This window comes from uncultured Arthrobacter sp. (assembly GCF_964021775.1).
Taxonomy (GTDB): domain Bacteria; phylum Actinomycetota; class Actinomycetes; order Actinomycetales; family Micrococcaceae; genus Arthrobacter.
Window position 1 is genome coordinate 217,254 of the sequence record NZ_CAXHZI010000001.1, and the last position, 12,823, is coordinate 230,076.

General features: G+C 70.0%; 12 protein-coding genes. 6 read left to right on the forward strand and 6 right to left on the reverse strand.

Going from position 1 to position 12,823, the window contains the following annotated elements; genetic code table 11:
* Positions 1-12 precede the first annotated feature (12 nt).
* Genes ABIN76_RS00995 through ABIN76_RS01005 form a run of 3 tightly spaced genes read left to right on the forward strand, consistent with a single transcriptional unit; the run spans position 13 to position 3,072 of the window.
* Positions 13-1,632 carry a molybdopterin-dependent oxidoreductase gene (locus ABIN76_RS00995; protein ID WP_346957851.1) on the forward strand — a complete coding sequence of 540 codons (1,620 nt, stop codon included), beginning with the start codon at positions 13-15 and terminating at the stop codon, positions 1,630-1,632.
* Positions 1,633-1,668: 36 nt separating this feature from the next.
* Positions 1,669-2,685, forward strand: a complete 1,017-nt coding sequence (locus ABIN76_RS01000) for an asparaginase (protein ID WP_346957852.1) — start codon at positions 1,669-1,671, stop codon at positions 2,683-2,685.
* 3 nt (positions 2,686-2,688) lie between these two features.
* Positions 2,689-3,072 (forward strand): sterol carrier family protein, encoded by a 384-nt coding sequence (locus tag ABIN76_RS01005; protein ID WP_346957853.1) that lies wholly within the window; start codon positions 2,689-2,691, stop codon positions 3,070-3,072.
* A 31-nt stretch (positions 3,073-3,103) separates the two neighbouring features.
* Here the strand turns inward: ABIN76_RS01005 and ABIN76_RS01010 are convergent, their stop codons facing one another.
* Positions 3,104-3,865, reverse strand: coding sequence for an SDR family oxidoreductase (locus ABIN76_RS01010; RefSeq protein ID WP_346957854.1), 762 nt, complete (start codon positions 3,863-3,865; stop codon positions 3,104-3,106).
* 150 nt (positions 3,866-4,015) lie between these two features.
* Between ABIN76_RS01010 and ABIN76_RS01015 the strand changes: the two genes are divergently transcribed.
* Positions 4,016-4,960, forward strand: a complete 945-nt coding sequence (locus ABIN76_RS01015; RefSeq protein ID WP_346957855.1) for a CHAD domain-containing protein — start codon at positions 4,016-4,018, stop codon at positions 4,958-4,960.
* 62 nt (positions 4,961-5,022) lie between these two features.
* Here the strand turns inward: ABIN76_RS01015 and ABIN76_RS01020 are convergent, their stop codons facing one another.
* The 4 genes from ABIN76_RS01020 to ABIN76_RS01035 form a co-directional block, all read right to left on the reverse strand.
* The gene (locus ABIN76_RS01020; protein ID WP_346957856.1) at positions 5,023-6,198 is read right to left on the reverse strand and encodes a zinc-dependent alcohol dehydrogenase; all 1,176 of its coding nucleotides are present in this window, start codon (positions 6,196-6,198) and stop codon (positions 5,023-5,025) included.
* Between the two features lie 78 nt (positions 6,199-6,276).
* Positions 6,277-7,005, reverse strand: a complete 729-nt coding sequence (locus ABIN76_RS01025; RefSeq protein ID WP_346958034.1) for an HAD family hydrolase — start codon at positions 7,003-7,005, stop codon at positions 6,277-6,279.
* Positions 6,998-7,300, reverse strand: a complete 303-nt coding sequence (locus tag ABIN76_RS01030) for a hypothetical protein (protein ID WP_346957857.1) — start codon at positions 7,298-7,300, stop codon at positions 6,998-7,000. Before ABIN76_RS01030 ends, ABIN76_RS01025 begins: the two co-directional genes overlap by 8 nt.
* Before the next feature lie 144 nt (positions 7,301-7,444).
* The gene (locus ABIN76_RS01035; protein WP_346957858.1) at positions 7,445-9,208 is read right to left on the reverse strand and encodes a glycoside hydrolase family 15 protein; all 1,764 of its coding nucleotides are present in this window, start codon (positions 9,206-9,208) and stop codon (positions 7,445-7,447) included.
* Positions 9,209-9,308: 100 nt separating this feature from the next.
* On the opposite strand from ABIN76_RS01035, the gene ABIN76_RS01040 reads away from it, so the two are divergent.
* Both ABIN76_RS01040 and ABIN76_RS01045 read left to right on the forward strand, forming a co-directional pair.
* The gene (locus ABIN76_RS01040) at positions 9,309-10,091 is read left to right on the forward strand and encodes a DUF72 domain-containing protein (protein WP_346957859.1); all 783 of its coding nucleotides are present in this window, start codon (positions 9,309-9,311) and stop codon (positions 10,089-10,091) included.
* Positions 10,092-10,141: 50 nt separating this feature from the next.
* Entirely contained in the window at positions 10,142-11,224 is a 1,083-nt protein-coding gene (locus ABIN76_RS01045) for a phosphatase domain-containing protein (RefSeq protein WP_346957860.1), read from the forward strand.
* A 20-nt stretch (positions 11,225-11,244) separates the two neighbouring features.
* On the opposite strand, the gene ABIN76_RS01050 is transcribed toward ABIN76_RS01045, so the two are convergent.
* On the reverse strand, positions 11,245-12,810 hold the full coding sequence (locus ABIN76_RS01050; RefSeq protein ID WP_346957861.1) for a family 1 glycosylhydrolase: 1,566 nt from the start codon (positions 12,808-12,810) through the stop codon (positions 11,245-11,247).
* Between the last annotated feature and the right edge of the window lie 13 nt (positions 12,811-12,823).

A 12,823-nucleotide genomic window follows, 5' to 3' on the forward strand; every position in this document is an offset into this window, starting at 1 on the left:
CGAACATCCTGTATGAAGACGCCCAGCAACCTGAAGCCCGGCACCACCACGCAGCGCAAGAAGCGGCCAGCCCTGCTCTCCGGCCCCACCGCCTTGGCCGCGCTGGCCGGGGTGGTCTCGGCCGGCGTCGTGCTGGCCGTCGCGGAACTGATCGGCGCCTTCTTTACGGCCCGAGCGACGCCGCTGATCGCCCTGGGCTCGACCTTCATCGACTTCACCCCTCCGTGGATGAAGGATTTCGCCATCGCCACGTTCGGCACCAATGACAAGGCTGCCCTGTTCGTGGGCATGGGACTAACGATCCTGCTGCTGGCCTGCGTGCTGGGCATCGTCGCGTTCCGCAAGTGGATCCTGGGCGTGGCCGGAGTGCTGCTGCTCGGAGCGGTGATAGTGGCCAGCGTGGTGACCCGGGCCAGCGTGAAACCGCTGGATGCCATTCCTTCGCTGATCGGCACCGTGGCCGGCCTGGTGGTGCTCCGGTTCCTGATCAGCAAGCTGTGGCGGATGCGCCAGTGGCCGGAGGTGGCCTCAGACCTCGGCGCCGAAGAGCCTGACCGTCCCGCCACCAGCCGCCGCGCCTTCTTCACCGCCAGCGGGATCACCGCCGTCGCTGCCGCCGCGGCCGCGACCGGCGGACGGCTGCTCAGCGCCGCGCGCAGCAACGTGGCCCAAGCCCGCGAAGCCCTGAAACTGCCTGCCCCGGCCAAGGCTGCAGCACCTGTGCCCGCCGGAGTCCAGTCCAAAGCCCCGGGCGTCACGCCGTGGCTGACGCCTAACAAGGACTTCTACCGGATCGACACCGCGCTCAGCGTGCCGGAAATCGACGCCCAGTCCTGGGAGCTGCGGATCCATGGCCTGGTCGAACAGGAGGTCCGGCTCAGCTTCCAAGACCTGCTGGACGCGCAGCTGATCGAATCGCATGTCTCGCTGACCTGCGTGTCCAACCCGGTCGGCGGGAACCTGGCCGGGAACGCCAAGTGGCTGGGCATGCCCATCCGCGACGTACTGAAGATGGCCCGGCCCAAGGACGGCGCGGACATGGTGCTCTCCACCTCCGTTGACGGCTTCAGCGCCTCCACGCCGCTGGAGGTGTTGCAGGATGACCGCGACGCGATGCTGGCCATCGGTATGAACGGCGAGGCCCTCCCGCTGGAGCACGGTTACCCCGTGCGGATGGTGGTTCCCGGGCTGTACGGCTTCGTCTCGGCCACCAAGTGGGTGGTGGACCTGGAAGTGACGAAGTTCGCGGACAACAAGGCCTACTGGACGCAGCGCGGCTGGTCCGAGCGCGGCCCGATCAAGACCATGGCCCGGGTGGAGGTCCCCAAGTCCTTCGCCAAGGTCGCCGCCGGAAAGATCGTGATCGGCGGCACCGCCTGGGCGCAGACCCGCGGCATCACCAAGGTCGAGGTGCAGATTGACAACGGCCCCTGGACCGAGGCCGTGCTGTCCACGGAGGCCTCCCTGGTGACCTGGCGGCAGTGGTCCCTCGAATGGGAGGCCACCCCGGGACCGCACTACATCAAGGCCCGCGCCACCGACGGTACCGGCGAGGTCCAGACGGACAAGCGCGCCGATCCCGTGCCCGACGGCGCCTCCGGCTGGCAGTCCGTCATGGTCACCGTGGAGTAACCGGGCTGGGCCGCCAACGCACCATAGACTGGCAGCATGCCCCTGAACCCGCATGCCACCTTCACTGTTGAGTCCGCCGTCGAATTGGCAGTCGTGGAACGCAGCGGTTTCATCGAGTCCCGCCACATCGGCTCCGCCGTCGTGATGGCCGCGGACGGCAACGTCGTCACCGAGCTCGGGGACATCACCACCCCGATTTACGCCCGTTCCACGCTCAAGCCCCTGCAGGCGCTGGCGTCCATGCAGTCCGGCGTTCCGCTGCGCGGCGCGCAGGTGGCGATAGCCTGCGGCAGCCACGTCGGGTCCCTCGACCACATGGACGTGGTGGAAGGCATGCTCAAGGCCGCCGGCGCCAAAGAGGACCAGCTCCAGTGCCCCGCCGCCTGGCCCGAGGACGAGACCGCCCGGACGTGGCTGGTCCAGACCGAACGAGGGAAATCGCGGCTGGCGTTCAACTGCTCGGGGAAGCACGCCGCGTTCCTCTGGGCCTGCACCGAAAACGGCTGGGACACGCACAGCTACTTGGAGCCGAACCATCCCCTGCAGCAGCGCATCCGCTCCGTGATCGAGGAATACTGCGGCGAGAAGATCGCCCACCTCGGCATTGACGGTTGCGGCGCCCCGGTGGCCGCGGTCTCGCTCACCGGGCTGGCCCGCGCCTTCTCCCGCCTGGCCAAGGCGCCCGGGGACAAGAACTCCAACGCCCGCGCCGCCACCATTGCCACCTCCATGCTGGACTACCCGTGGGCGGTGCAGGGCCGGGGCCAGGCCAACACGATCGTGATGGACGAGCTCGGCATCATCGCCAAGGTCGGCGCCGAGGGCGTGCTGGTCATGGCCACCCCGCAGGGCGTTTCGGTGGCGATCAAGGTCCTCGACGGCAATGTCCGCGCCACCACCCTGGTGGGCCTGACCTTACTTGCCGCCGCGGGCGCCGTGGAGATCCCGGAGGTCTCAAGCGTTTTGGACAAGGTCGTCGACCCGGTGCTCGGAGGCGGCCGGCCGGTCGGCAAGATCCGCCTCGGCCACGCCGTCTCGGCGCTGCTGGACTAGGCCGTGGCTGTACAGCGGCGCCGGATTCCGGTGGACGAGGGCCGTGCGGCGCTGGCCGCCTGGCGGGAAGCCACCGCCCCGGCACAGGACACCGCCCCGGCGGTTCCGCGCACCACGCTTGCGACGGCGGTGCGATACTCCCTCGAGGAGGTCACCGCGCGGGCCCCCGGGAACTCGGTGGAGGTCCGCGTCCCGCCGTTCGGCGTCACCCAGTGCGTGGAGGGCCCCCGGCACACCCGCGGCACTCCCCCGAACGTCATCGAGTGCGACGCCGCCACCTGGCTCGCTATGGTCAGCGGCCGGCTCAGCTGGGCGGACGCGGTCGAGGCCGGCAAGGTGGCCGCCTCAGGACTGCGCGCCGACCTGTCCGGCCTGCTGCCGCTCTAGACGGTCAGCGGCCGGCTGCCGCCGACACGGCTCAGCCCCGCCCGATGAAGGGCATCCCCGCGGCGGTGATCACCAGCGAGCCGACGCTGGCGGTGGCCGGCATGCCAGCCATCAGCAGCACGGCCCGGGCCGCGTCCTCCACCGGGAACGTCGGCTCCGTCCGGCGGCTGCCGTCGGCCTGGAGCGCGCCGTCGCCGACGCCAATCTGGTCCATCAGCTCCGTGGCCGCGTTGCCGATGTCGATCTGCCCGCAGCTGATGCCGAACCCGCGGCCGTCGAGCTCGATGCTCTTGGTCAGGCCGGTGATCGCGTGCTTGGTGACCGTGTAGGCCACGGTCCGCGGCCTCGGAGAGTGCGCGGCGATGGAACCGTTGTTGATGATCCGGCCGCCCTGCGGCGACTGCGCCTTCATCGCCCGCACCGCGGCGGCCGCGCACAACAGGGAACCGGTCAGGTTCACCGCGGCCGTGGCTTCCCAGTCCTCGACGCTGATCTCGTCCACCGAGGCGGCGGGGCCGAACACGCCGGCGTTGTTGAACAGCACGTCCACCCGCCCCCACTGCTCCAGCGCCGCGGCGAAAAGCCGCTCGACGTCGTCGGGCCGGGTGACGTCGCAGGGGACGGCCAGCGCCTGCGCGTGGCCGGCGCCGGTCTCCAGCAGCGGTTCCTCACGCCTGCCGGCCAGCACCACCCGGTAGCCGTCCGCGAGCATGAGCCGTGCCACCGCCCTGCCGATCCCCGAGCCTGCTCCGGTGACGACGGCGACCCGGCCTGGGTGGTGCTGGCGTGTCATTGGGGGCTCCCTGGGGTGGCGTGCTGGAATCCGGTCCCGGACAGCCTATGCCGAGATGGCACGTCGCGGCAGTGTCCGGCGGAAACATTGCCGCGATCTGCCACCTCGCGGGGCCGCGCGGGGCCTTGCGCGCAGGAAGTAGAGTAAAGCGTGGCAACCACCGCGGGCGAGGTCCTGCTGGCCTATCTCGGGCAGCAGTTCGCTGAGCTGCGCCGGCGCGCTCCCGGAGTTCTCGCCAGGCAGCCCGACGACGTCCACCAGATGCGTGTCGCCGCGCGCCGCCTCCGCTCGCTGCTCGCTTCGGGCCGGCCGCTGTTCGAAGCCGGGGCCGTGGAGCCGCTCCGGGACGAGCTGCGCTGGCTCTCGGGCCTCCTCGGGGCTGCCCGGGACCCGGGCGTCGTCCATGCCAGGCTGACCGCCCTGCTCGCCCAGGAGCCGGAGGCGCTGCGTTTCGGCCCGGCGGCGCTCAGGATCGACGAGGAACTCGACTCCCTGGCCGCCGCCGGATTCGACGCGGCACTCGACGGGCTCCGGAGCGAGCGGTACACCCGCCTGCTGGCGGCCCTCGAGGACTTCCTCAGCGACGCGCCGGCGGCACCGAAGGCGACCGGAGCTCCGGGGGCGGGGATCGGCAGGCTGGTTGCCAAGGACCAGCGCCGGTTGGCGCGCGCTGTCGCGTCCCTCCCCCCGGCTGACGACGACGGCGGGACCCGCGGCGGCGGCAGCGCCCCAGACGAGGACGGCGCCCCCGGCGACGGCGGCCCCACCCGGGATGCCGGCCTGCACGAGGTCCGGAAGGCGGCCAAGCGGCTGCGGTACTCCGCCGAACTGGCCGCCACCCTGACGGCCGGGAAAAAGCGGCACCGGCGCTTAAAGCGGCTCGCGAAATCTGCGCGGAAAATCCAGCAGCTCCTGGGCCTGCACCAGGACAGCGTCGTGGCGCGGGAGCGGCTGGCCGAGCTGGGCGGCCGGGCGCTGCGCAGCGGGGAGAACGGCTTCAGCTACGGCCGGCTGCACGCCAACGAGGAGAGCCTGGCGGCCGCCTCGGAGCGGGCCTTCCTGAAACTCTGGAAAAGGAAGTATCCCGCCCGCTGAGGCGGCCGCAGCCGCGGAAACGCCCCCCACGGGGAGCGTTCCCGGGCGCCGCCGGCAACCCGTCAGGGCTTCAGCACCACCTTGATGCAGCCGTCCTGCTTCTTCTGGAACTTCTCGTACATCGCGGGGGCCTCGTCCAGGCTGGCCTGGTGGGTCACGAGGTCCATAACGCCCAGCGGGTCGGCGTCGGCTTCCACCAGCGGCAGCAGGTCCTCGGTCCAGCGGCGGACGTTGCACTGGCCCATCCGCAGCTGGATCTGCTTGTCGAACATGTGCATCAGCGGCATCGGGGAGGCCGTGCCGCCGTACACGCCGCTCAGCGAGACGGTGCCGCCGCGCCGGACCGCGTCCAGGGCGGTGTGGAGGGCGGACAGCCGGTCCACTCCCACGGTCTCGAAGGCTTTCTGGGCCAGCTTGTCCGGCAGCAGCCCGGCCGCGTGCTGGGCGAACGAGGCCACGGGCGAATCATGGGCTTCCATCCCGACGGCGTCCACCACGGAGTCGGCGCCCCTGCCCTGGGTCATGGAGCGGAGTTCGTCGGCGACGCCCTTGGAGAAGTCCAGGGTCTCGACGCCGTGCCGTTCCGCCATCGCCCGGCGCTCCGGCACGGGATCGACGCCGATGACGCGCAGGCCGAAGTGCTTGCCGATCCGTGAGGCAAACTGTCCCACCGGGCCCAGGCCCATAACGGCGAGGGTGCCGCCCTCGGCCACGTCCGCGTACTTCACACCCTGCCAGGCGGTGGGCAGGATGTCGGAGAGGAAGAGGTAGCGTTCGTCCGGGAGTTCCGAGCCCACCTTGATGGGTCCGTAGTCGGCGTGCGGGACCCGCAGGTATTCCGCCTGACCGCCTGGCACGGAGCCGTACAGCTCGGAGAAGCCGAAGAGCGAGGCTCCGGAGCCTTTTTCCTTGACCTGGGTCGTTTCGCACTGGGACTGCAGTCCCTGGCTGCACATAAAGCAGTGACCGCAGGAGATGTTGAACGGGATGACCACGCGGTCGCCCTTGGCCAGGTTGGTGACGGCGCTGCCCACCTCCACCACGACGCCCATCGGCTCGTGGCCGATGATGTCGCCCTTGTGCATGTAGGGGCCGAGGACCTCGTAGAGGTGCAGGTCGGAGCCGCAGATCGCCGTCGACGTGATCCGCACGATCGCGTCGGTGGGCTCCTGGATCACCGGATCGGGAACTTCTTCAACGCTCACGGAACGTTTGCCCTGCCAAGTGAGTGCCTTCATGTGCTTGCCTTTCGGTCGCGGTCTGGAGGGGAAAATTTGGAAGGAAGAATCGGGGCGGCCGGTTACGGCCGCCAGGCGTCAGCCGCCGTGGACCCGCGCGGCGAGCCGGCCGATGGCGCTGCCGGCGAGGTTCTCCAGCAGGGCCCGCGGGCTTTCGTAGACCTCCACGGCGCCGGCTTCGCGGAGTTCGGCTTCGCTGGTGCCGCCGCAGGTGAGGCCGATCGCAGGGATGTCCAGCTTGCCGGCGGCGTAAATGTCCCAGACGGCGTCGCCAACGTACACCGCGTTCGCGGCGGGGACGCCGACGGCGTGGAGCGCCGCGACGAGGATGTCCGGCGCGGGCTTGCTTTCCTTTGCGTCGGCCGAGCTGGTGGCGGCGTGGATGTAGGCATCGGCGTCGATGGTGGCGCGCAGCATCTCCAGGTCGCGGTCCCGGGCCGAGGAGGCCAGTGCGACGGCGAGGCCGGAGTCGAAGCACTGCGCCAGCAGCTCCCGCGCACCGTCGAGCCGGCGCAGCGAGGGCCAGAACGTGGAGAACACGGCTGCGTGGGAAGTCATGATGTCGGCATCGCCGCCCTTGTCGCGGTGCTCGGGCAGCAGGCGGTCCAGGATCCGGTCCCCGCCCATCCCCACCGAGCGGTGAATACTGGCCATCGGGACGTCATAGCCGGCCTGCCGGAACGCCTGCCACCAGGCCAGCGCGTGGATGTAGGAGGAGTCGACCAGCGTCCCGTCGACGTCGAACAGGACGGCGGCCTGGTGCGTCCCGGCGGGCTGGTGCGGGGCGGCGGGCGGGGTATCAGTGATGGGCACGGGTGCGCTTCGTGGCCGCCAGGGTGCCGCCAGAGAGGGACGAGCCGCGTCCTGCGCCGCCGCCGGTGCGCCGCTTGGCCATGGAGGCCATCACTGCCGACTGGCCGTCGCCGCTGCGGTCACGGATCAGGCCGGTGCCGGCGATCTCCCGCGCCTGGGCGATGCCGGCCACGGCCGCCCGTTTGGTGGGGAAGGTGACCGAGACGGCCATCAGGCCGCCGGTAGCGTCCATCATTCGAATCCGGTAGCCGCCGTCGGGCGCATCCACGAGCTCGAAATATCCAGCCATTGCATACTCCTTCAATCCTGCACCCCGTGCGGGGATATTAGTAAGTATACTTATCTAAGCTCTGGAGGAAAGTCCGCGGACGGGATCCGATCCGGCGGATAGCGCCGCCGTCAGCGGTGCCGGAGCCCGTTGAAGAGCCCGCCGTCAGAGGCCGTCCCCCTGGAGGTGCAGGGCGCTGCGCACCAGCGCGAAGTGGCTGAACGCCTGGGGTGTGTTTCCCAGCTGCCGGGCCTCCTCGACGCCCCATTCCTCGCTCAGCAGCCCGACGTCATTGCGCAGCGCGAGCAGACGTTCGAACAGCTCCCGGGCCTCGCGCCGCCGGCCCGCGCCGATCAGCGCGTCCACCAGCCAAAAGGAACACGCGAGGAAGACCCCCTCGCCGCCCGCGAGCCCGTCGTCGCTTTGCTCCTGCCGGTAGCGCAGCACGAAGCCGTCGTGCGTGAGCTCCCGTTGCACGGCCTCGATGGTGCCTACCACCCTCGGGTCGTCCGGCGGCAGGAACCCCACCCGCGGGATGAGCAGCAGGGCGGCGTCCAGTTCCGGACGGCCGTAGGACTGCACGAAGGTGTTGCGTTCGACGTCGAAACCGTTGGCCATAACGTCGGCGTGGATGCGGTCCCGGAGTTCTTCCCAGCGGTCCGCCGGTCCGGGCAAGCCGGCATCCCGGACGCCCTTGACCATGCGGTCCGCCGCCACCCAGGCCATCACCTTGGAGTGGGTGAAATGGCGGCGCGGCCCGCGCATTTCCCAGAGGCCGTTGTCCGGCCGGTCCCACGCGGTCTCCAGGTGCTCCATCAGCGCCACCTGGACGTCCCACGAATCGTCGCCGTCCAGCAGCAGGGAGGTCCGGGTCAGGGCCAGGCAGTCCAGCACCTCGCCCCAGACGTCAAGCTGCAGTTGGCCGGCCGCGCCGTTGCCGATCCGCACAGGCACCGACCCCTCGTAGCCGGCCAGCCAGTCCAGCGTCATTTCCGGAAGCCTGCGCTCGCCGTGCAGGCCGTACATGATCTGCAGGTCCGCAGGGTCGCCGGCCACCGCGCGCAGCAGCCAGTTCCGCCAGGCGGCGGCCTCCTCGGAGTAGCCCGAGGCGAGCAGGGCCTGCAGGGTCAGGGTCGCATCGCGCAGCCAGCAGTAGCGGTAGTCCCAGTTGCGTTCCCCGCCGAGTTCCTCCGGCAGGGACGTAGTCACGGCCGCCACGATGCCGCCGGTCGGGGCGAAGGTCAGGGCCTTGAGCGTGATCAGCGAGCGCAGCACGGCGTCGCGGTACGGGCCGGTGGCGCTGCATTTTTCCGTCCACTGGCGCCAGAACGATTCGGTGGCTGCCAGGACGGCTTCCGGATCCACCCTCCGCGGCCGGCCGAGGTGGCTGGGCGCCCAGGTCAGCACGAACGGAACACGTTCCCCGGCCTTGACGGTGAAGTCGCTGGCGGTCTGCATGTGCTCGCCGCGCAGCGGCGCGTCGGTGACCAGGTAGGCGGCGTCGGGGCCGGCGACGGCGTGGATGCCGTGCTCATCGCGGCGGACCCAGGGGACAATGTGGCCGTAGTCGAACCGCAGGGCCAGCTCCCCGCGCATCCGGACGGTCCCGCGGACCCCCACCACGATCCGCACAATGTCCGCCGCGCCGTCCCGGGGCGACATGAAGTCGATGACTTTGACCTTGCCCTCCGGGGTTTCCCATTCGGTTTCCAAGACGAGGGTGTTCTTGCGGTAGCGCCGCCGGGTGCATTCGCCGCCGGCGGCCGGCGCGAGCAGCCAGCGACCGGCTTTGGGGCTGTCCAGCAGGGCGTTGAAGCAGGCCGGCGAGTCGAAGCGGGGAAGGCACAGCCAGTCGATGGAGCCTTCGGTGCTGATCAATGCGGCGGTGTGCAGATCGCCGACCATTGCGTAATCCTCGATGCGTGCCATGGCTCTTACCCTGCCACAGGACCCACGGCCGGACGAGGAGCCGGGCGTGCTCAGCGTGCGGGGCTGGGCCGGGCGGCGCTGCTCCGGTTACGATCCCAGCATGCCGGAACAGGAATCCTGGGCGCATCACGACGGCGGCCCGCACCTCTCCGCCGGGGTGCCGCAGATCGGGACCAGCGGATGGAGCTACGACCACTGGGAGAACGTGCTCTACCCGCCCGGGCTGCCGGCCCGGGACCGGCTGGCCACCTATGCCTCCCGTTTCACTACGGTGGAGCTGAACGCGAGTTTCTACCGCTGGCCGCGGGAGGTGTCCTTTGCAAGTTGGCGGCGCCGGCTGCCCGAGGGCTTTACCATGTCCGTCAAGGCCCCGCGGGGACTGACGCACGGCAAGAAACTCTACGGCCCGGAGGCCTGGGTGGAGCGGATCACCCGGTGCTGGCACGAACTGGGGGACAAGCGTGCCGTGCTGCTGGTGCAGCTGCCGCCGGATTTCGCCCGCGACGACGCCCGGCTGGACTACTTCCTGGCCGCGCTGCCGGGCTGGATCCGGGTCAGCGTGGAGTTCCGCCACGCCAGCTGGGACCACCCGGCGGTGTATGAGCTGCTGGAACGGCACGGCGCCGCCTACTGCGTCATGAGCGGGGCGCAGCTGCCCTGCATCCTGCGGGCCACCGCCCCGTTCGTGTACGTTCGGCTGCACGGTCCGGACCGGGACCACCTCTACGCTGGCTCCTACTCGGACCAGGAGCTGGGCTGGTGGGCGGACCGGATCCGCGAATGGCATGCGGCGGGCAAGGAGGTCTACGCGTATTTCAACAACGACGGCGGCGGCAACGCGGTGCGCAACGCCACCCGGCTGCGCGAACTGCTGGGCGCCTGAGCCGCTGACGCAATCGCCGGAGCAGGCCGCCTCTGTGGGAGAGTGGAGGCATGGAATTGGCGTCTCAGCAGTCAGCGCAGGAACCACCGCGGAAGAACAAGGTCTCGGGCAGCCAGGCCTTCCGGCTGGCCCACCTGGTCTCGGACACGGTCAACCATCTCCGCCTGAAGGCGGCCAGGCGCTGGAAGTTCACCCCGCAAACCATCGCGTACCAGGGCTACGGTTCCACCGAGTGGGTCCGGGTCCTCGGCCGCGTGCTGCTCACCAGCAAGCCCGCCCCGGGCAGCCGGGCGGCGCAGGCGGCGGAAAACGGCAACCAGAATGTCCGCGGCTGGCGGGCCTTTACGTCCGTGCCGATCCAGTTTATTGAGGTGGACATCGAGATCGGCGGGACCACCACTACCGTGCACGCTGACCGTGGCGGCCTCGTGGACACCGTGGTCCAGGTTTCGCTCACGCCCGGCTGGCATCGCGCCGTACTGCGGGCCGAGGGCACCGAGCCGGCGGAGGCGATGATTTATGTCATCTCCCCGGACACCACCCTGGGCATCGTCTCCGACATTGACGACACCATCATGGTCACAGCACTCCCCCGGCCGTTCCTGGCTCTGTGGAACACCTTTGTGCTCAACGAGCGGGCCCGGATGGCCACTCCGGGCATGGCCGTGCTGATGGACCGGCTACTGGTCGAACACCCCGAGGCGCCGGTGATCTACCTCTCCACCGGGCCGTGGAACGCCGCGCCCACGCTGGCACGCTTCATCACCCGCAACATGTACCCCTCCGGCACGCTGCTGCTGACCGACTGGGGCCTCACCCACGACCGCTGGTTCCGCAGCGGCCAGGACCACAAGCGCCGGAACCTGGAACTGCTGGCCAAGGAGTTCCCCAACATGCGCTGGCTCCTGTTCGGCGACAACGGCCAGCACGACGAGGCCATCTATTCACAGTTCGCCCGGGACCACGGCGACAAGGTGGCCGCGATCGGCATCCGCCAGCTCTCCACCGGCGAGGCCGTACTGGCCGGCGGACATTCCGAGAACGGCGACCACACGGGTTCCAGTGTCCCGTGGGTCTACTCGCCCGACGGCGCCGGCATGGCCAAGCGCCTGCAGGAGCTGGAGATCCTCTAGCCGGCCGCCGCGCTCCCCGCTCAGGCTCCTGCGCCGGCTGCGGGAGTTTCGACGTCGACGCCGGCAGCTTCCGCCGCGCCCGGAGCACCGGCACCTTCCGCCACTTCGCCGGCCCCGGCGCCTTCCGCCGCGTCCCCGGCGGTGGACCGGTTCCGGGCTGCCATCAGCTCCCGGATCCAGTAGTAGGAGGCCTTCGGCGTGCGCACCATGGTGTCCCGGTCCACGTGCAGCAGGCCGAACTGCTGCTTGTAGCCGGCGGACCATTCAAAGTTGTCCAGCAGCGACCACACATAGTAGCCGCGCAGCTCGATCGACTCGGCGGGGCCGCCGGGCGAGGTCGCCTCGATGGCCGCCCCGATGTGCTCGGCGAGGTAGCGCACGCGCCGCTCATCCGGGACGATCAGCCGGCCTTCGGCGTCGTGGATTTCCAGGTCCTCGAAGCTGGCGCCGCCCTCGGTGATGTAGACCGGCGGCAGGTCCGGGTAGCGTTCCGCCATTTCCACCAGCGCGACCGCCATGTAATCCGGCTTGATCGGCCAGCCGTAGGCGGTGATCTCGGTGTCCGGGAAGCTCTGGATGTGGAACGGCGTGCCGGAGCCGCCGCCGTTCAGGTCGTTGCCCATGGCCTCGGCCATACCCTTGGGCACGGTGCCCTCGCCGGGCCCGGCGGCCACGCGGGTGGGCATGTAGTAGTTCAGCCCGTAGAAGTCCAGGGGCTGCGAGATCAGCTCCATGTCCTCGCTGGACGGGCTGAAGGAGGAGAAGAAGGTGGCGGCCCTGATGGCGTCCGGGTACTTGCCCAGCAGCACCGGATCCGCGTACAAGCGGTTCTGGGCCATGTCCATCAGCCCTGCGCTGACCTTGTCCAGCGGGTTGCCGGAGGCCGGGACCATTGGCGAATAGACGTTGGTGAGGCCGATCTCGCCGGGTACTTTCGCGGCCCGCAGCGCCTGCATCGCCAGCCCGTGGCCGAGCAGCTGGTGGTGGACACTCGGCAGCGCCTTGAGCATGTGGGCTTCCCCCGGGGAGTGGACGCCCAGCATGTAGCCGTTGGCACTCACCGTGGCCGGTTCGTTGATGGTCACCCAGCGGGCCACCCGGTCCCCGTACGCCGCCGCGGCGATGGCGGCGAATTCCCCCAGCCGGTAGGCGGTGTCCCGGTTCATCCAGCCGCCGACCTCGTCCAGTTCCAGCGGGGTGTCCCAGTGGTACAGCGTGGCCATCGGCGTGATGCCGTTGGCCAGCAGCAGGTCGATCAGCCGGTCATAGAAGTCCAATCCCTTGGGATTGACCGGGCCGCTGCCGCCGGGCTGGATCCGGGGCCAGGACAGCGAGAACCGGTACGAATCGATCCCCAGTTCCTTCATCAGCGCCACGTCTTCGGGCATCCGGTGGTAGTGGTCGCAGGCGATTGCGGGGCTGTGGTCGTTGACAATCGAGCCCGGGGTGGCCGCAAAGACATCCCAGCCGGAGGGTCCCCGCCCGTCCTCGTCCAGCGCCCCTTCGATCTGGAAGGCGGCGGTTGCCACGCCCATGGTGAATCCGGGCGGCAGCAGGGCGGCCAGATCGTGGGCGGAAGCATTCATTGGCGGATCCCCT